Annotated in this window: 18 protein-coding genes; 3 read left to right on the top strand and 15 right to left on the bottom strand. The window is 39.9% G+C overall.

Annotated features, from left to right (window positions below; genetic code table 11):
- Positions 1 to 11 precede the first annotated feature (11 nt).
- The 7 genes from KO505_RS09725 to KO505_RS09755 all read right to left on the bottom strand — a co-directional run bounded on the left by KO505_RS09725 (position 12) and on the right by KO505_RS09755 (position 7709).
- A complete protein-coding gene (locus tag KO505_RS09725) occupies positions 12 to 1010 on the bottom strand; it encodes an ABC transporter permease (RefSeq protein ID WP_216055255.1) in 999 nt (332 codons plus the stop codon).
- Between the two features lie 63 nt (positions 1011 to 1073).
- On the bottom strand, positions 1074 to 2459 hold the full coding sequence (locus KO505_RS09730) for a CmpA/NrtA family ABC transporter substrate-binding protein (RefSeq protein ID WP_216055453.1): 1386 nt from the start codon (positions 2457 to 2459) through the stop codon (positions 1074 to 1076).
- A 454-nt stretch (positions 2460 to 2913) separates the two neighbouring features.
- Positions 2914 to 4398, bottom strand: coding sequence for a cell wall metabolism sensor histidine kinase WalK (locus KO505_RS09735; protein ID WP_216055256.1), 1485 nt, complete (start codon positions 4396 to 4398; stop codon positions 2914 to 2916).
- Positions 4398 to 5114: a response regulator transcription factor gene (locus tag KO505_RS09740; RefSeq protein WP_216055257.1), complete on the bottom strand. Its 717-nt coding sequence runs from the start codon at positions 5112 to 5114 to the stop codon at positions 4398 to 4400. The genes KO505_RS09735 and KO505_RS09740 overlap by 1 nt, the downstream gene beginning before the upstream one ends.
- A gap of 5 nt (positions 5115 to 5119) precedes the next feature.
- Positions 5120 to 5833 (bottom strand): spondin domain-containing protein, encoded by a 714-nt coding sequence (locus tag KO505_RS09745; RefSeq protein WP_216055258.1) that lies wholly within the window; start codon positions 5831 to 5833, stop codon positions 5120 to 5122.
- 9 nt (positions 5834 to 5842) lie between these two features.
- Positions 5843 to 6556: a spondin domain-containing protein gene (locus tag KO505_RS09750; protein WP_216055259.1), complete on the bottom strand. Its 714-nt coding sequence runs from the start codon at positions 6554 to 6556 to the stop codon at positions 5843 to 5845.
- Between the two features lie 127 nt (positions 6557 to 6683).
- Positions 6684 to 7709, bottom strand: a complete 1026-nt coding sequence (locus KO505_RS09755; protein WP_216055260.1) for a GlxA family transcriptional regulator — start codon at positions 7707 to 7709, stop codon at positions 6684 to 6686.
- Between the two features lie 146 nt (positions 7710 to 7855).
- Between KO505_RS09755 and KO505_RS09760 the strand changes: the two genes are divergently transcribed.
- Positions 7856 to 8041 carry a hypothetical protein gene (locus KO505_RS09760; protein WP_216055261.1) on the top strand — a complete coding sequence of 62 codons (186 nt, stop codon included), beginning with the start codon at positions 7856 to 7858 and terminating at the stop codon, positions 8039 to 8041.
- A 300-nt stretch (positions 8042 to 8341) separates the two neighbouring features.
- On the opposite strand, the gene KO505_RS09765 is transcribed toward KO505_RS09760, so the two are convergent.
- From KO505_RS09765 to nirB, 6 genes are all read right to left on the bottom strand, one after another.
- Positions 8342 to 9631, bottom strand: a complete 1290-nt coding sequence (locus tag KO505_RS09765) for an ATP-binding protein (RefSeq protein WP_216055262.1) — start codon at positions 9629 to 9631, stop codon at positions 8342 to 8344.
- The gene (locus KO505_RS09770) at positions 9631 to 10380 is read right to left on the bottom strand and encodes a response regulator transcription factor (RefSeq protein ID WP_216055263.1); all 750 of its coding nucleotides are present in this window, start codon (positions 10378 to 10380) and stop codon (positions 9631 to 9633) included. The genes KO505_RS09765 and KO505_RS09770 overlap by 1 nt, the downstream gene beginning before the upstream one ends.
- 117 nt (positions 10381 to 10497) lie before the next feature.
- The gene (locus tag KO505_RS09775) at positions 10498 to 10980 is read right to left on the bottom strand and encodes a DUF3019 domain-containing protein (protein ID WP_216055264.1); all 483 of its coding nucleotides are present in this window, start codon (positions 10978 to 10980) and stop codon (positions 10498 to 10500) included.
- Positions 10981 to 10990: 10 nt separating this feature from the next.
- Positions 10991 to 12256: a MipA/OmpV family protein gene (locus KO505_RS09780; RefSeq protein ID WP_216055265.1), complete on the bottom strand. Its 1266-nt coding sequence runs from the start codon at positions 12254 to 12256 to the stop codon at positions 10991 to 10993.
- A gap of 291 nt (positions 12257 to 12547) precedes the next feature.
- Positions 12548 to 12880 (bottom strand): nitrite reductase small subunit NirD, encoded by a 333-nt coding sequence (nirD, locus tag KO505_RS09785; RefSeq protein ID WP_216055266.1) that lies wholly within the window; start codon positions 12878 to 12880, stop codon positions 12548 to 12550.
- A gap of 12 nt (positions 12881 to 12892) precedes the next feature.
- Positions 12893 to 15490 carry a nitrite reductase large subunit NirB gene (gene nirB, locus KO505_RS09790; RefSeq protein ID WP_216055267.1) on the bottom strand — a complete coding sequence of 866 codons (2598 nt, stop codon included), beginning with the start codon at positions 15488 to 15490 and terminating at the stop codon, positions 12893 to 12895.
- A gap of 576 nt (positions 15491 to 16066) precedes the next feature.
- On the opposite strand from nirB, the gene KO505_RS09795 reads away from it, so the two are divergent.
- Positions 16067 to 17032, top strand: a complete 966-nt coding sequence (locus KO505_RS09795; protein ID WP_216055268.1) for a siroheme synthase — start codon at positions 16067 to 16069, stop codon at positions 17030 to 17032.
- A 70-nt stretch (positions 17033 to 17102) separates the two neighbouring features.
- Here the strand turns inward: KO505_RS09795 and rarD are convergent, their stop codons facing one another.
- Both rarD and KO505_RS09805 read right to left on the bottom strand, forming a co-directional pair.
- Positions 17103 to 18005, bottom strand: a complete 903-nt coding sequence (gene rarD, locus KO505_RS09800) for an EamA family transporter RarD (protein WP_216055454.1) — start codon at positions 18003 to 18005, stop codon at positions 17103 to 17105.
- Between the two features lie 67 nt (positions 18006 to 18072).
- A complete protein-coding gene (locus tag KO505_RS09805; protein ID WP_216055269.1) occupies positions 18073 to 18528 on the bottom strand; it encodes a thioesterase family protein in 456 nt (151 codons plus the stop codon).
- A gap of 77 nt (positions 18529 to 18605) precedes the next feature.
- Between KO505_RS09805 and recQ the strand changes: the two genes are divergently transcribed.
- Positions 18606 to 20405: a DNA helicase RecQ gene (gene recQ, locus KO505_RS09810; protein WP_252731737.1), complete on the top strand. Its 1800-nt coding sequence runs from the start codon at positions 18606 to 18608 to the stop codon at positions 20403 to 20405.
- Positions 20406 to 20421: the final 16 nt, after the last annotated feature.

Raw genomic sequence — 20421 nt, forward strand, 5'->3', positions numbered from 1 at the left:
GTGCTCCTTAATTAACGTACTTCTGTTGTTTTATCCCAAGACAAAACACGCTGGAGTTGCAACATAGTTCGGTCTAATAAAAAGCCGATTAATCCAATCACGATAACGGCCGTCATAATCCGACTTAACGAGTCAGAGCTGCCATTTTGGAATTCATCCCAAACAAATTTTCCTAACCCCGGATTTTGCGCCAGCATTTCGGCCGCAATTAAAACCATCCACGCAATTCCAAGTGATAAACGCATTCCGGTGAAAATGGCTGGAATAGACGCAGGTAATACAATTTTTTGAATATGGGTTAATGCAGGTAGTCTTAACACTTTACTCACGTTTACCCAGTCGCTGTTTAACGACGCAACTCCCACAGACGTGTTAATTACCATTGGCCAAATGCAACACAAGGTCACTGTGATCATGGAAACAATGAATGACTTTGCAAACATAGGATCCGTTGAGGTGTATACCGCACTCACCACCATAGTAACCAAAGGCAACCATGCTAAAGGGGAGACAGGTTTAAATATTTGAATTATTGGGTTTACTGCTGTGTTTAATGACTTGCTCAACCCTATGGCAATACCAAGTGGAATCGCAATAACCGCGGCAACCAGAAATCCACTTAACACAGTAATTAAACTGGTGAATATCTGATCGACAAAAGTTTCCCTTCCTGTGTAGGTTCGGGTTTTAGCTTGATAATTGGGATCTTTAGCTAATCTAGCCTGATTTCTATTATCTTGACGCTCATAAAAAGCGCTTTCTTTTGCTCTACTTTCAACATGTTCATTATACAAATTGCCCACTTGGGTCATGACTTGCACAGGCCCAGGAAATTTACCTAATGAGGTATCTATATTATTCGCGCCCACCGTCCAAAACAGTAAAAAGACCAAGATTCCAATGGTAGGTAAAGTCACGGTTTTAAAGAAGTGAATAACAAAAGGCGGTAACTGCGCTTTTATTACAGATTCATTTTTTCGAGTTATAAGTTGTGCAATCAAACTAGACATAATGAACTCTCTATTTGTTAAAAATGAGGGAGCAAATCAAACCGATTCACTCCCATATTTAAGTTAAATTTTATCTTTGGCTTTTAAGCCGATAGTGAATTTATTAATGTATTCATTTGGTTTTTTACCGTCATACACTATGTTGTCTATGAAGTGTGTTTGAGGCTCACGGTATCCATCTTCGCCTTGTAAATCGGAAAACTCAGAGGCAGGTACCATTTTTTCTTCTATTAATGATTTCACCGCGGCCATATAAATGTCTGGGCGATAAACTTTTTTAGCGACCTCGGCATACCAAGCGTCGGTTTGCTCATCACTTATTTGTCCCCAACGACGCATTTGCGTTAAATACCAAATCGCATCTGAATAATATGGGTAAGTGGCGTTGTAACGGAAAAACACATTAAAGTCTGGCACTTCACGTACATCGCCCTTTTCATATTCAAACGTTCCCGTCATGCTGTTTGCGATCACTTCATAATCCGCTCCAACATAGTTAGATTGAGATAAGATCTTTACCGCGGCAGGACGATTAACATTGCTCTTTTCGTCCAACCACATGGCAGCACGTATAAGCGCGCGAGTTAAACGTATTGTGGTATTCGGGTATTTCTCAGCAAAGGCTTTGGTGATACCAAATACTTTCTCTGGATTGTTTTTCCAAATTTCGTAATCGGTCACAACCGGAACACCAATCCCTTTAAATACAGCTTGTTGATTCCAAGGTTCACCAACGCAGTAACCGTAGATCGTTCCGGCTTCTAATGTGGCTGGCATTTGTGGAGGAGGGGTGACGGACAACAATGCTTGAGCATCTATTTTTCCTGATGTATCCCCTTTATGTGGTGCATAAAAACCCGGATGAATGCCACCAGCAGCTAACCAATAACGTAATTCATAGTTATGAGTCGAAACCGGAAATACCATGCCCATATTAAATGGCTTACCAGCGTCCATATACTTTTCAACTACTGGTTTTAATGCATCTGCTTTAATCGGGTGAACAGGGCGTCCATCTGCCATTTTAGGAATGTTTGGCTTCATTTCTTTCCAAATTTCATTGGATACGGTAATGGCATTACCATTTAAGTCCATTGAAAATGGGGTGATGATCTCCGCTTTAGTGCCATAACCTATAGTGGCTGCAATCGGCTGACCCGCCAACATATGCGCACCATCTAATCGGCCATCAATAACCCCATCTAACAGTACTTTCCAGTTAGCTTGTGCTTCAATGGTGACGTACAAACCTTCGTCTTCAAAGTAACCATTTTCATAAGCAATGGCGATTGGCGCCATGTCGGTTAATTTGATAAAACCAAATTTAAGTTCTTCTTTTTCTGGATAACCCAATTCTGCATTGGCACCAAAACTAATAGACGTTGCCACTAAACTGGTGGCCGCTATCAGTGTTTTAATTGTATTTAACGGGTTTGAAAAAGACGTCATTGCCTTTTTAAACGGTACTTTACTGGATAGTGATATTTTCATTATTATTTTCCCATGTATTTATAATTCACACCGGCAAAACAATTGAAATTGGACTCATTTGAAAACCATAAACCACGCCATTCAAACCAGCTTAAAAAAAACTAAAGCCCAGAAACCAAAAAACCACCGTTCAACATCCCCTAAAGGATGTCGAAACGGTGGCTGCTTTGCCGAACTCACTTGCCTCTCCGAAAGTGAGTTACTGGATATATAATTGCATTTTAGGTGCCAGTAAAAATTTATCTATTGATTACAAACAGTTAACTTAAAACAGCAACGTGAATTTCAATATCTGGACATTAATTGCACTACTTTAGTTTGTGCATTGCACAACATTGATCCATTTTATTGTTTTAAATCAACGGGTTAATTTAATTCACTCGATAGATTACATTTTTTAACCCACGATGGATTAGTTGCTTGCTAACGTTAAGCTAAAACTAAAACAGGTGCCTTTGCCAAGTTCACTCTCTACGGTCAGTTCAGAGTTTAATAATGCCACTAACTTTTTACTGATAGCTAAACCTAATCCAACATGTGTGTTTTTATCTTCCAATGCATTACTGGCTCGGTATCGCGCATCAAAGATGTGCGCTATTTCATGTCGGTTAATCCCTGTGCCAGTATCTCGAATGTCCAATCTCAGCTTATTAAATTGATCCGGTAGGGCGTTAACCGATAAGGTAATGTCTCCATTTTCTTGTGTATGTCGTATCGCATTTTCTATTAAGTTTGTTAACACTCTTTCTAATTTACCAATATCAGCAAACACCAGATAATTGGTCAATAACGGCTCTATTTGTAGCGTTACGCCTTTTTGTTTAGCTTTTAATTCAAATTTTGCCGTTACATCAAATAGCAGATCGGCTAATGGAAAAGGTTCATGTTGCACGGTCACTTGCCCTCCTTCCAAATACGCAAGTTCAAAAATTTGATCAATCAGGCGCTTGAGATTATTGGCATTGCGCATGGAGATATTGACGAATTTTTGCCTTTCTTGTTCCGTGAGTTTCTCACCATGGATAGATAATGTTTCTATATATCCTTGCAGATTGGCCAAAGGCGTACGTAGATCGTGTGATAAATCTGCCAATAAAACTCTTCGGTGTTCGTCGATATTCTCTAATTGCACTAGCTGAGTTTGTACTTGTTTGATTAAGGTATTAAACGCTGTTGCTAATACATGGATTTCATTATTTGAATCGGTTGATGTATCAAAGTCTATTTCCACTTGGCTTAGCGTATTTTTATCAATTGCCTTGATCAGCTTAGCCATTTTATTAAGCGGCGCGGTAAAAAACTTAAACAAACCTAACAATAACAGTAACAACACACCTAAGCTGGCAACGATGACAATAGATAAGTCTTTCAAGCTGTGACTTTCTTGAACTGATTTTACGATGGAGTCATGGATTTCACCGCCAATGATCATGTACAAATACCCCTGCAACGTTTGGTCTTTATACACAGGCGCGGCTGAGAATATTTTTTGTTTTCCTACATTCCTAGGATCGTCACCTAGAATGGGTAATTCGGTTTGATTAGATATCAAAGACTGAATGGGCTTGATATCCACCACATCACGTTTTACTTTTCCGGGCTCTGCTGAATAAGTAAGTACCTTGCCAGTTGGATCCAGATAATAAAATTCAAAACTTGGGCCTAACATCATCAAGGTATGAAATAAATTTTTCAAACCATCATAATCATAAACACCTTCTGCCAATAACGGGTTATCTGAAACTAAGTGTTCTGCCAAGCCCAAATGCAGTCTTTGTTCAGACTCCCATTGTGTACTTTGTTGTAATTGACTGCTCCATAAAAATGACAAGTATAAAATAATTGAAAACGCCAATGTCAGTGACAGAGCGATACGCTGATAAAGTGATAACGACATTAATTTATACCTTGAGAATTGAGTTTATAACCCACGCCCCACACCGTTTGAATGATGTTTGCTTGAGCTGGATTTTTTTCTAATTTGGCACGTAGCCGATTGATATGTGAGTTCACCGTATGTTCATAACCACTGTGGTGATAGCCCCATACATTTTCTAATAATTGCGCACGACTGAATACTTGATCTGGGTGTTTGGCAAAGTGTTTAAGTAAATCAAATTCTGTTGCGGTTAAATCCAGTATTTGACCTGACAGTTTGGCACTGTGTTGCACCTCATTGATAACTAAACGACCCACCAGCAATAAATCGCTTTTAGGAACTGTGTTCGTTGGCCTTTGTTGTAATAAACTTGCTCGCCTAAGTTGCACACGTACTCTTGCCTGTAGCTCACGAACACTAAACGGTTTAGTCATATAATCATCTGCCCCCAACTCCAAACCGAGTACACGGTCAGTCTCTGAGTTTTTGGCAGTGAGCATAATAATGGCTTGTTCTGGTTTTAATTGTCTGACCTGCCGACAAATATCTAACCCAGATACATTAGGTAACATTACATCTAACAATAACAAGGTGTAATTATTTTCTAATGCGCAGTTCAGGCCAATTTGACCATCACACTGATGCTCAGTGTTTATACCTAATTCTTCCAAATTAACGCGGATTAGGTCAGCGATGTCTTTATCATCTTCAACAATGAGCACAGTGTCGGTCAAAAGGTTTACTCCGTTCGTTTAATCATTATGTATGTTGCTGGATTATCAAATCGATGGGCTTGTGTTAACACAGATGTGGTTAAGCCATCATCCTTAGACACAACACCTGAGTGCATTGAAACAAAATCAACATCGTCTCTGGCCATCTCAAAACCGGTGCCTTCATCAGCGGGTCCTGGGATGGTGCCTTGCGCTTCACTATTACTTTCGGTACCAGCATCATAAACGGATGTATACGCCGACCAAGTGTCGCCAACTGACAAGCCTGATAAATCTATATTACTAAGACCTGTGAAACCGTCATTTGTATTCACCAACATAGTGGCTAATGACAACATTGCATCGGTTTGGTCTTCTATTGTAACGGTTAACATCTCTGTGGCTCCTGAACCTAAAGGGCTTGAGCCACTAACACTGGCTTTAACAATATCTAATGCTAATAACTCTGAGTTATCGCCACCTTCCGCCATGGTTTCTAATGCCGTTGAAGCGGGCTCGCCAATAGCCCACAAAGTGCCAGTATCATGAAGTACAATAGCGACTGGTGATAAAGGTTGGGCGTTGGTTAAATTTGTTATCGTGACTTCGTAACTAACATTAACCGGTTCAGGATCTGGCATTTCCACCATCTCTTTTTCGTCATCATCACTACAACCAGCAAGTGCTAAAGATGAAGTAATGATAAAAGCCGCCAAATATTTTGATTTAAAGTTTTTCATGTTGCCCCCTTACTTAACGGTAACGGTTAACATAGCAACTGGGTTTAACCAACGATGTACAGTACTGTCTAAATCACTGTAACCACCAGCAACGTCAGTATCTCCAATAACACCACGATGCACGTGCACCATTTCATTATTTTCCATATCCGTGACTCCCATTGCGCCAGTACCATTGGCTGCACCTGGATCAACTGGAATGCCCGCTGCGCCCGGCATACCACCACCATTAATAATTTCGTCATTTGCTTCTGTACCGGCATCATAACCATTAAGGTAAACGGTATAAGTACCGGCTTCTGTTGGGATCATCCAACTGTCTAGTCCAACAAAACCATCGTTAGTTGGAAGTAACATAGAGCCGAGAGATAAATACATATTGGTATCTGCAGTAGAAAGCATACCTTCAGTAGACATTCCCGGAGCCAATAAGCCACCAGCAGGGTTTTCTAAGATATCTGCACTTGCTGTTGTTAATGCTGTCGAAAGGCCTGAAATGTCGCCCCCTTCAGCCATCATTTGTAGTTCATCAGAAGCTGCACTACCAAGTGTATAAATGCTGGCGTCACTTGTGTGAGCCGCAATAATGACAGGCGTGAAGTAAATGCCTTGAGTAAGGTTAGTGATTTTAACGTCGATTTCGGCAGCAAACGTAGATTGGCAGAGTAGTGCGCCACTCAAGATTGCTAGTGTGGTGATTGTGTTTTTTGTTTTTATTTTCATGTTCATTCTCTTGTTATTAATCTAATAACAAGAATGAATGTTAATTATCCCAAAAGTATCACAGAGGTTTCACAAAATGATAAAGAAGCTATTTCATTTGTTTAACAAACACGATGCCTTAAAAAATTTATTGGCCGGGCAAAGCGATACCAAACCCACTATGAAATTTATCTCTGTATGCTTTTGGTGAAAGCTCAGCTATTTCCATAAATAACTTACGGAACGAACTCACGTCTTCATAACCCACTTCGTAAACTATTTGCTCAATGGCTAAGTCGCTGCTTTCCAATAAACGCTTCGCGGCTTCTACTCGCATTCTTTGTAAATAACTCACAGGAGTATCATTTAAGGCACGCTTAAAACGTCGGTTAAGCGTGCGTTTGGTTATCGCAAACTTTTCAGCGATAGTGTCCAATGAAATTGGCGATGCAATATTATGTGACATCCATTTTTGAATTTGATTAACCAAAGTATCTGAGTGTTGTTCAAAGGTTTGTAAGGACATGTAGGAAAGTTGTGAAGCTCGGTTTGGCTCAACCAACATGATCTTAGCTATTTGAGTAGCTATTTGTTGATCAGTTAATAAACTCACCAAGGCCAAACATAAACTTAAATAAGACGTGGTAGCGCCTGCTGTATATATGTTTTCGTCATTGACAACTAGCTGATCTAAGCGCAGTTCTATTGCCGGGTAAAGTTGTTGAAATAAGTTGGCCAACCACCATACAGACGTGGCTTGTTTACCATCTAACAAACCTAATTCTGCCAATACAAATGTAGAGCTGCAAAACGCACAAATTGGCAGTTGTTGTTTATGCCACTTGATTAAAAGCGGCATCAAAGGGGATAGCTTGTGGTAATAGTCCGCTAATGTAGCTTGATCATAAGAGACTCCGCCGGTGATAAATACCGCATCCGGCGTTGCTACACTAGTTGCGTCTTGGGCAGGCAAAATAATATTGGATGAACATTGTAAGTTTTCACCGCTTGCTGAAACTACAGTAACATTGAATAAGTTATACTCGGCACCGCCGTTACGGACTTGCCAATAACGGTTACAGATCATAAAAAAATCCATAACCCCAGTGATCTGTGAAGACATCACTCCGTCTGCAGCCAATATAACAATATGTTTGATCTCTTGTTGCTGCATAAAATTACTCCTATCATCATGATCACGCAAGTGTCACTAATCACCTTATTAAAGTCAATAATGACACTTTTTATTCAATTTGCAAACTCATAAACTGAATAGGCTGAAATATATACACAACCAATAAACAGGATGAGGGAAATATTATGAAGGTTTCAAAGTGGATAAATTTGTTATTAGGTATCGTGGGGTTAATCGCAACATTTTGGCTGAGCTTTAACGCTGTATTGCCTTTAACTATGTATTTATTGACCATTCCATTAATTGTATTACCAAGCATAGTTGTGATCACGCAAGCATTAGAGAATATGGAATTTAATAAAAAACAATAAAAAACCACCAAATGGGTTTGGTGGTTTTAACTCTCTACAATGTAACGATAGGTTAACTTACAAGGGATTACTCGCTAGCTCCAAATTACCAGCCCTGATCTCAATTAGAACCTTTGTTATGGCTATCAGCGTCCAGCTTAGGCTTTAGCTCAATTGAAAGCCCTAATTCATGGACCACCTTAAACAAGGTATCTATACGAGAGTTGCCTGCGGAGTTAACGGAATAACCTTTCTAGACTAAAGCCCACTCAAGAATCTGGCGGCACATTAAATAAAAACATTACTCATCTGGTCACCTTATTAATGAGGTAAAAATACTGTAAGTTTTGCCCCTAACAGTTGTTCGTCTTGGCCAATCTCTAAACGCCCACCATGCCAATGTAATATACGGTTAACAATGGCTAATCCAATACCAAAACCTTTCACTGAACTTCTGGTTTTATCGCCACGGATGAAAGGTTTAACAATATTTTCACGCTCAGTCTCTGGTATTCCTGCGCCATCATCCGCAATAATGATCTCACAACCATGGTCCAGTTTTTTGAGCGTAACAGTGACTTGTGATACCGCATATTGCAACGCATTTTGAATTAGGTTATTCAGTAACATTTGCAGATAACCCTTGTCGGCAAACACTTCCAATTCCATTGTATTAACATCTGAAATTAAACTGAAAGATATGGTATCGCTTCTTTTACTCTCAAATATTTGGTTTATTAGCGGTGCGACCGCAATCTTGGATTTATCAATATTAAGCATGGCTTGATCTAATCGAGCGTAATTCAACAAGGTTTCCACTAATTCAATCATAGAATCAACATCTTTACTGATCAGTTGTTCAAACCGCTTTCTTAACTCTGGCTCTTCAACCTCTTGTAATGTGTCTATCCCAAAACGAATGGATGACAATGGGGTTCTTAAATCGTGGGAAACGGCGCTACTCAGCAGTTTTACGTCTGAGACTAAGTCATCAATACGCTGTGCCATACGATTGAATTCAAATTCTAAATCTCGTATGTATGAAACTGAGCCTAATTTAACTCGCTGCTCCAAGTTACCTTCACCAAAGGCTTTTGCGGTTTTTCTGAGAATAAGTAAACGTTTTATTAACGGGTTTAGCCACAACAGCATTAACAGCAATAAAGTAAAATAAAACAAACCGGTAAATAAATATGCGCTGGAGCGAGGTTCATTTACCGCATGTGAAATTGGTGCTGTCAGGATTAAACGCTGATCATGTGCTGGCAAATAAAAATTAATTTCTATGTGATCTTTGGTTTCTAACACTAGTCGTTTTTCATTAATAAACTGATTTAATAATGGCGTTGGTAAGGGCATATTATCCACCGACTGAAGTGTCAGTTGGTAATCATTAGCCTCTGGCCAACTTGCTAACAGTTCATGTGGTGTATTAGACGAGTTAATGAGCTGGCTTACATTATCGCCAAGTTGCTCCATAACACTCACAACATCACTTTGTTTGTTCGATTTGTCGTCAATGTACTGCAAATAAATAGTGTCGAATAGCCAACCTAATCCCACAGTTGCAAATAAAATAGCGGCGATTAAAGAACCAACTAACCAGCGCATTACCAAACGTCCTTTACAAACAAATAACCTTTACCCCAAATAGTTTTAATCCTATCTGTTTGATTGTCTGTGCTTTTATCAACGTTTTTGCCGTTCAGTTTTTTTCGTAATCGCGATACTTGCAGGTCAATTGAACGGTCAAAACCATCGTATTCAAAACCACGTAAGTCCGTCACTAATTGCTCCCGAGACACAACCTGTCCTGCACTATTAGCAAGTAACCACAACACATCAAATTCTTTGGTAGACAGGTTTATCTGCTCATCGGCCAAGGTAACTTGTCGCGTGGAGGCATTAATGATGAGTTTGTTAAAGCGCAACTCATTGTCATTTGATGGGTCGTTAGCTAGTGGATCGTCACTTAACGCTATTGATGTTTGATTTTGTTTGTTCAATAAAATTTTAATACGACTTAATAAAGCACGGGCACGAATGGGTTTCACTAAAAAATCATCCGCCCCCATTTCTAGGCCTAATACTTCGTCGGCTTCTTCATCACGGGCGGTGATCATGATAATGGCGTTGGTGAACTCCGGGCGCACCGTTTTACAAACATCAACGCCGTCCATGCCCGGTAACATACCGTCCAATAACACCAGATCAGGATTTAGAGACTGAATAAGAGTGACAGCTTCATCGCCTCTGGCCGTTTGAGTGACCTTAAATCCACGCATAGTAAGGTATTCTGCAATCCAATCTGACAGGGACTGTTCATCTTCTACTAATAAAATATGTTGTTGATTTTCCATAAGCCCTTAACGATTTAATTACTTTTACTAGTACCCATTACTTTTTCGCGCTGATAAAAATATGCTTACGCACCACATCTAACCAATAAACCAAACTACCATAGCTCAAATTGATTGCTAAAAAAGACGCCACCAAGTGGTCGGTTTACCACGTCTTTTGTGTACCCATGCCATCTCTAGTTCACTTTGAGCTAGTCTTACATTAGTCTGTTGTTTACGTAATGTATAAATAACATTTTGCGTCGACGCCACTTCCTGTTGAAAGCGACCTTTTGACGTTTGTGACCAGCACTGTAAAGCATTTTCCTGCCGCGAACTAAATAAACAATACTCACCAATGCTTGATGCTTGCCATTGCAACTCAATATCAACATAACAAGTTTGTCCCTCTGTCATAGCGACACACTGGTCAGGCGATATTGTCATGGTTGCTGAAAATTGTTGCTCTGTTGGTTTGTCATTGGCCCACGTTACATGGTGAGTAAATAGCAACATCAATAATATAACGACCATGCACCAACGCCATAACATAACTGGTCGCTGGTACTTGGTTAACTGAGTCCTAGAGTACAAATTAGATTGAACAGTGACTAAGTTCATGTTCATCACCTTACAACACAAAACTTAGTAGTAAACCTGAACGAGTGCCTGAGTATGATTCATCGCTAGCGTCTTTATATGTGATAGCCCCAGGTAACGGCGCATCAGACTCGCTGTATGCTACAAAGCCACCAAGCACCCAGCTTTTACTAAGAGGGTATTCAAAACCAAGTTCTAAATCCTGATTTAATCTCCCTTTGCGCTCAGTAAAGTCGACCGGAGCTTCCTCGTAATAACTTACCACTTGCTTAGGTTGATATTGCACACCTAAACTGCCGTAAAAACTCCAATTTCTAGCTTGCCAATAATGGGTATAAGATAATGATCCCGTAATCCCATCATCTTCTTGATTTGAACGACTGTATGGACTCATACTTATTTGAAGTTGCGACGAATCCCAAAAACCAGTTAAACGTATACCGGCCCGTTTTTCTTTTGTCCTAGATTTAATGCCCCGTAAATCACGAATAGCACCTGTGTCACGTTCTTTGTATAAGTCTAAACGCCAGCTTTCTGTGTTATAAAAGTTAATCCCCCAAGCTTTACCTGCGTATAAACCATGGATTCGGCGCGTGGCCATTCCTGGAGACTCTATGAATAAACTAGCGATTTGAATTCGATAAGACGCATACGTATTTATATCCGTGGACTCGCCTGACTCTTGGTAAATATCATCACCGCCGCTGCTAACAAAACTAAAGGCGTAATGAAAACCATCCTGTGGATTACAAACAGAGCGAGAAAATGTCCAGCAATCTCGCTCTTCATATTCTTCAACGTTGTCAAAATCAACTTCTATATTGAACTTATTTTTATTTTTCTCCATTGGTCGTTTTACGTAAAACTCGTCTTTTACTGTAACAGCAATAGTTTCAACATCAGCGAGTTCATCTACATTGTCACCATCGTTATCATCCGGTAACAAAGTATATGAGGTAAAATTTTCATTAAATTTCACTTTCTGAAAATGACTAGGTTCAACAACGTTGAATACTTTTTTCTTTTTGCTTTTTATATTTTTATCGCCGTTAACGTCTAAATTAGAGCCCGTTGCTTCTGATAACTCGTTTGTGGCAGAAGCCTCTCTAGCCTTTAACGACGCTTTTTTATCGCTAGGCTCTTCGTTGCCTGACAGCGCTTCATTTTTTGAGGGTTCGGTTTCGACTAAAGGCTGACTTTCCGTTAAAGATTGTGCTGAAGTAACGTGAGTTGTAAAGGCACATGCAGCAATAACAATTGATATATAAGTACGTTTCAAATTAATAATTTTTTCCATGAGGTTACTCTCTATTTATATTGGACTAAGCGAATAAATAGATATTAATGGGTATTGATCGTAATAGTCGTATCATGATTTTTAAGAGTGTACCAAATTGTATCAATACAATCATTACAGCGCATTTGTATTCAATTTAGCCATATAAAATACCGAAAGAACTATCGGTAAGCACTAACGACTCTCCCTCTGTATGGTTAACTTTATTCACTAACACAAAAAAAACCACCAAATGTTTTGGTGGTTTTTGCTCACTACAAAGTTAATTTCAATTTAATCTATTTAGGCTTATTACACCTTTAATTGTACTAGGCCATCTTGTTGACGAACCATGTAAGTTTGTAAGATCACACTTTCGTCTTCCAAACACTTACCTGACTCTAACGAGAAATGCTGTTTATATAAGGGGGATGAGATGGTTAGTAATCCATCAACATCTCCTACGATACCACGAGACAATACGTTTGCTTGCCCAAATGGGTCGTAGTTTTGTAACGCAAATAATTGTTCATCAGGGCCGACTCTGAAAATGGCCACTTGTTCGCCATGATGCAATGCACAAACGCCTGTATTTTTACTAATATCAGTCACGCTACAAACGGTTTCCCAATTAAATTCACTCATTTTATTCTCCTATTACACTTCTAACGCTGGAATTTCTTGGCCTTTCGCTTTGGCCGCCCTTACTGAAGGTTGAGCTATACGTGCTTTGTTTTGACCACGGTCAGCTTCATAAGCAAGTCGGTCGTCCGTTGCGTCTGAGTTAATAAAATGGGCAAAACGTTTTAATCGTTCAGGGTTATCAAGTGTTTTTTTCCACTCACATTCGTAAGTGTCGATAACACGTTGCATATTGGCTTCTAAATCTGCACAAAGATTAAGTTTATCTTCAATAACCACCGACTTAAGATATTCTAAACCGCCTTCCATATTGTCCATCCATACTGATGTACGTTGTAAACGGTCTGCCGTACGACAATAGAACATGACAATTCGGTCGATATATTTAATTAGCTCTTCATCAGAAAGGTCTGATGCAAACAAGTCTGCATGGCGTGGTTTCATACCACCGTTACCACAAACGTATAAGTTCCAACCTTTGTCCGTTGCGATAATGCCAAAGTCTTTGCTTTGTGCTTCTGCACATTCACGTGTACAACCTGATACCCCCATTTTTAATTTATGAGGTGAGCGTAAGCCTTTGTAACGCATCTCTAAATTCACGGCCATAGAGACCGAATCTAACATGCCATAACGACACCAAGTACTGCCAACACAAGACTTAACTGTACGTAAGGACTTACCGTAAGCATGACCCGTTTCAAATCCTGCTTGTACTAATTCTTCCCAGATTAGCGGCAATTCGTGTAATTGCGCGCCAAAGAAGTCAATGCGCTGACCTCCAGTGATTTTGGTGTATAAGTCATATTTAACACCAATATTACCTAGGTCAATCAAGCCTTGAGCCGAGATTTCACCCGCCGCTATACGTGGAACAACAGAATACGTTCCGTCTTTTTGCATATTGCCTAAGAAGATGTCATTGGTATCTTGTAACTGAATATGGTCATCTTCAAGGACATACTCGTTCCAGTAAGTTGCTAACATTGAACCAACGGCAGGTTTACAAGTAATACAACCTAGGCCGCTACCGTGTTGTGCTAATAATTCGTCGAAGGTTTTGATTTCTTTGGTGCGGATAATGTCGAATAACTCTTGGCGAGAATATTCAAAATGCTCACAAAGGTTGTTGTTCACCTCTACGCCCATTTTTTCTAATTCTGCATTTAATACTTGCCCAACCATAGCCGAACAACCACCACAACCACTGCCCGCTTTGGTGCATGATTTTAACTCTGCTAATTCTGTTGCACCGGCATGAATGGCTTCAATTAAGTCACCTTTTGATACATCGTGACAAGAACAAATTTGCGCTGAGTCTGGCAGAGCGTTGACGCCAAATGCACTTTCTCCTCCCCCTTCAACTTGCGGTAATATTAATACTTCTGGCGCATCAGGCAGCTGCATTTTTTCTAACATCATAGGCAACAAGGTACCGTAGGCGTCAGTGTCGCCAACCAGTACGGCACCTAACAAGGTTGATTTATCAGCTGAAACAATTAAACGTTTGTAAATGCCTTCTGCGTCGTTAATGTAAGTGTAAGTTTGTGCACCTTCGGTACGAGCGTGAGCATCACCAATACTGGCTACATCAACCCCCATTAATTTAAGTTTAGTGCTCATATCTGCGCCCGTGAATTGATCACTACCGCCTGTTATATGAGAAACCGCAGCTTTGGCCATGGTGTAACCTGGAGCGACCAAACCGAATATTTTGCCATCCCACAATGCACATTCACCAATAGCGTAAATGTCTTTGTCAGAAGTAAGACAGTTATCATCAATAACAATCCCGCCACGTTCACCAATTTGAATATCAAACTGACGAGCAAGTTCATCTTGTGGGCGAATACCCGCAGAGAAAACAATCATGTCCGTTTCAATATGACTGCCATCGGCAAAGTTCATGCGGTAACGACAAGTCTCACCAGCCGTAATGGACTGAGTATTTTTTTCTGTGTGAACATGTACGCCTAACTCTTCAATTTTAGTACGCAATAACGCACCGCCACCTTCATCCAGTTGCACGGCCATTAAGCGTGGGGCAAATTCAACCACATGTGAATCTAAGTTTAAGCTGTGTAATGCTTTGGCGCATTCAAGTCCTAAAAGACCACCACCAATAACAACGCCAACCTTACTTTCTTTAGCAGATGCTGTGATGTTCTCTAAGTCTTCAATGGTACGGTAAACCAAACAATGTTCTGCATCGCCACCTGGAATTGGTGGAACAAATGGGAATGAACCAGTAGCAAGAATAAGTTTGTCGTAGCTTTCTACTCGGCCACTTTCTGTGGTGATGGTTTTAGCAGCACGGTCAATATTAGACACTTTGTCTTTGATGATGTACTTAACGCCATGTTGGTCGTAATAATCTTCCGACGTTAACATTAAGTCATCAGCGGTTTTACCGGAGAAATAAGCAGATAATTGAACTCGGTCGTAAGCCAAACGAGGTTCTTCAGAAAAGGTGATCACTTGATAATGTTCATGGTCAGGATGATTAACCACATTTTCAATGAATTTATGACCAACCATGCCGTTGCCTACAACGATCAGTTTTAATGGTTTATTGGATGTGTTTGTTGTTTGTACATTTGTTGTCTTTGACATGGGGTAACCCTCAGAATAATTGAATTTGATTTATTTCAACCTGAGCAGTAATTTCTACTTTGAAATTACGAGTCTTGTGGGACCACCGTCGTTGGTGTCAGAAACTAAGCTGTTTCTGGCTTCTGGCGAAGCTGGCTAATAAGCCTATTTTATTAATCCGTTGCATAACACTTTTATATTAGGAAAGTACGGATTAATAACTTTGTATAATTTGTAACTTGCTCATTCAGTAGCAATATAAATACCAAACCCATGTTTATTATAATGAAAAGAGAAAACTCCTTATATTTTAATAAGTAACGAAATTTCACTATCACATCACGCACATATACAAATGAAAAATTAACGCTAAAATGCACATTGGTGGTGCACCTCTCTGATAACTATCACTAATTTGTAGCAAAAGGCCTGTTTCTTTTTGTGTTTATTATTCCCCTAACCAACCGCTGAAAATCAAACACTTATATCTTATCGTCTTTAGTTGTTGTGATAACGTAAACCATTTTCTATAGTCCCCTTATTATCGTGCCTTAATGCCTGCAAATTAACATTAAGCTTCTCTTTATTTGGAACATCATGAACACTCTGCCTATTTTTGTTAAGTTAGAAAACAAACCTGTTTTAGTGGTTGGCGGCGGTACCGTTGCTCTAAGAAAAATTCAAACCTTATGTAAGACTGGTGCCAAGATCACTGTGGTATCTCATGATATCTGCCAAGAAGTGCAAGCGTTAGCGGTGCAACACTCAATAGAATTAATACTAGGCGATTACGATTCTTCTTTATTAATGGACAAGTGGTTAGTCATAGCAGCAACGGACGACAACGCATTAAACCGACAAGTACAAGCCAACGCCTTAGCGCAAAAAATATTTGTTAATGTGGTGGATGATCCTGAATATTGTCATTTTATCACCCCTGCGATTATTGACCGCTCACCCATTGTAGTTGCTATTTCATCTGGTGGAGAAGCGCCTGTATTAGCAAGATTGTGGAAAGAAAAATTTGAGTCTTTAATGCCACAATGGACAGGTAAGTTAGCCGCATTAGCGGGTTCATATCGCCATAAAGTAAAAGGCACCATTACCGATTTCACATCCCGCCGCCATTTTTGGGAACGCTTTTTCCGTGGTGATATTGCCGCCAAAGCAGGGCAACAAGACTGGGATGGGGTTAAACAGCTAATAGAACAAACATTGAGTGATGACAACAAACTAGCCGGCTCGGTTTTTTATGTGGGCATTGGCAATAACAACCCAGAAAACCTAACATTAAAAGCCTTACAAGCGATGCAATTAGCGGATTTAATTGTACATGATCAAAAAGTATCACAAGAGATAATCGAACTAACCCGCAAAGACAGTGACAAGGTTATTCCAGCTCAAGAAGCGGTGATAACCACCATTCAAGGTGCATTGGACAGAGGCGAGATAGTTGTGCGGTTAGTGCACGGTTGTCCGGCTAAAAACCCAACGAGTCAACTCGAATTAAATCAGGCGGAGTATTCAGCCAAAATAGTGCACGGTATAGATCCAACGGTTTAAGCGGGTTTATTTTTTGCATTGTTAAATTGTAAATGAGCCTTTTAATAGGCTCAAACAAAGTACTCGCTGTTTAACTGGCCGCTTTATTATCTTTTTTAATTTTTAAGATACTGGCAATGGAATAGATCACTAATGCAGTCCATATAAAGCCAAAGGTAACCCATCGATCTTGTCCTACTTGTTCACCATAAATAAACACACCGAATATGAACATAATACTTGGCCCTATGTACTGGAAAAAGCCCATAGTGGAATAGTTAAGACGACGAGCTGCGGCCACAAAACATAACAGAGGTGCGGTAGTGACAATCCCCGCAGACATTAATAACAAATTGAAACCTATGCTGTTATCGGCGAAGTTGCTGCTCGGGGTTGGCACCATAAACCACCAATACAAAAAGGCGGGAATAACCAACAACATAGACTCAACTAATAGACCTGAAACAGAATCAACCGACACCATTTTACGAATAAGGCCATAGATGGCAAAAGAAGTAGCAAGCGCAAACGCGACAATTGGAAACGAACCAAACGTGATCACCTGAATAGCCACACCAATAAAGGCTAATGACACCGCAGCATACTGTAATTTTGATAACCGTTCACCTAAAAGCAACATACCTAAACCCACGTTTAATAAAGGATTTATGTAATATCCTAAGCTTGCATCTAATATATGATTATTGTTTATTGCCCAAATAAACAACCACCAGTTAAAGCCTAAAATAGCGGAACTCGCTACTAAGATGACCAAGGTTTTGGGACTTCTGAATATGTTGGAGATCTGCATCCAGTTTTGTTTCACTGAAATAATTATCGCCAATAAAAGTGATGACCAAATGATCCTGTGCATCAATATTTCGACCGAATCCACCGAGTCTAATAGTTTAAAATAAGCAGGTATAACGCCCCACATAAAATAAGCAGCAATCGCTAAAAATACACCTTGTTTGGCGTTTGTATTCATTAAGATCTTCTTTTTAGTTTTATATAACAATAATAATTAATAGAGCTAACAAAAGCAGTTGGCCCTAAAGGTATTAACCAACAAGGTAAGTACCGGTTCCGTAAGCAATATGTTCTTCAAGTTCATTATGCAGTTCCATTCGACACACACAGACTTTATTGCCTGAACGTATTAAATGAGCAGTGGCTATAAACTCTTGCCCTCGACCGGGACGTAAATAATCAGTGCGTAGATCGATGGTTCCCACTTTTCCAGTTAACTCGGCTAAGGTTTGTTCGGTTAAATCAGTATGACGACTGAGTCGACTATAAATCGCTAAAATACCGCCAACGGTATCTAACGCTGTCGCAGTGACACCACCGTGTAGGATTTTTTGAATAGGATTACCCATTAATTTGTCATCCCATACAAAGCGTATTTCGGCTTTATCTTGCTCACAAACCGTGATGTTTAAACCAATCGTTTGGTTGAAGTTGAGTTGAGAAAATACCTTGATTAACCAATCTTTGATTTGTTGTTCAGATAACATTAATTTTCCTTCACAGAAGAGACCAGAGGAATGGTACAATGCGCGCACATTTGTGTCACACCAATAGTTAAATTCTTTTGTCATTAGCCGAAAACACACCGCTGTCGTTATTAAATCAAGTCTTTGGATATGAGTCATTTCGTGACGGCCAACAAGAAGTGATTGATGCCTGTTTATCAGGTAAAGATTCATTAGTTTTAATGCCAACGGGCGGTGGTAAAAGTCTGTGTTATCAAATTCCAGCTTTATTGCTCAATCATATAACGGTTGTGGTGACACCTTTATTGTCGTTAATGAAAGATCAAGTTGACCAGTTATTAGAATTAGACATCGCTGCGGCATTTATCAACAGCCAACAAGACCGACAAGAGCAAATTCAAGTGTTGAACCAAGTTCAGCATGGTGAAATAAAAATATTATACGTATCGCCAGAGCGTTTATTACAACCTAGCTTTATGGATCATTTGAAGTTTTGTGGCGTGGGTTTGTTTGCAATTGATGAAGCCCATTGTTTGTCTCATTGGGGACATGACTTTAGGCAAGATTATTTACGTTTACACTGCATTAAACCTAATTTCCCCAACACACCTATTATGGCGTTAACGGCTACGGCCGACCGCGCGACACGACACGATATTAGTTATCAATTACAGCTGCAAGACCCCTATATTCATGTAGGCAGTTTTGACAGACCCAATTTGAGATACACCATAGAAGAAAAGTTTAAGCCGCTAAATCAGCTGTTAACTTTTTTGGATACCCAGTCTGATAACTGCGGCATAGTGTATTGCTCTAGCCGTGCTCGTGTGGATGACATCGCCGCAAAACTACAAGCAAAAGGCTATAAAGCCGAGGCGTATCATGCGGGTTGGGATACGTCCCATCGAGTTGCCGTTCAAGATAAATTCCAACGTGATGACATTCAAATCGTGGTTGCTACCATTGCTTTTGGCATGGGAATTAACAAACCTAACATTCGGTTTGTTGTGCATTATGATTTAGCTAAAACCATTGAAAACTATTATCAAGAAACCGGCCGAGCAGGGCGAGATGGTTTGCCTGCAGAATGTTTATTGTTTTTTGATTCTGCTGACGTGCCAAGAGTTAAACGTTTGATCAGCGACAACCCTAATGAAGAAAGGGCAAAAGTAGAGTTACAACGTTTTAGCGCTATGATTGCACTAGCCGACGCTCAAACTTGTCGCCGCCAAGTATTACTTAATTACTTTAATGAATACGACAATCATTCCTGCGGAAACTGCGACATTTGTTTAGACCCGCCAAAGTCATTTGATGGCACCTTGTTAGCACAACAAGCTTTGTCTTGTGTTTATCGCAGTGGACAACAATTTGGTGTAGGTCATGTGATTGATATTTTACGTGGCAGCCAAAACTTAAGAATTAAAGATCACGGACACGACAAGTTAAGCACTTATGGTTTAGGTAAAGATCAGAGCCAAGAATACTGGTTAAGTATTATGCGTCAGCTAATCCACCAAGGGTTAGTCGAACAAGATATTAGCCAAGGCAGCCGTTTATTACTGACCGAAAAGTCACGTCCGTACTTAAAAAGCGAAAAGGTTTTACACTTAGCCGTCCCAAGAATTGGTCGTACTCATTTGTATGAGAAACCGAATAAAGTGAATTACGACAAACATTTATTTGCACGCTTAAAAGGCCTCAGAAAAGCCATTGCACAAGAGCACGACGTACCACCATTTGTGGTGTTCTCTGATGCAACTTTGGTGGATATGGCCAATAAGTTACCAACCAATCCAAGAGCGTTACTTGCGGTGTCAGGCGTAGGTGAAACTAAACTACAAAGATACGGTAACGCGTTTTTGACGGTTATAGAACAGCATTTAGCGAATGGTTAGTTTGTTATATTAGCAA

Origin of the sequence: Psychrosphaera sp. F3M07, from assembly GCF_018860345.1 — a bacterium.
GTDB classification, from domain to species: Bacteria; Pseudomonadota; Gammaproteobacteria; order Enterobacterales; family Alteromonadaceae; genus Psychrosphaera; species Psychrosphaera aquimarina.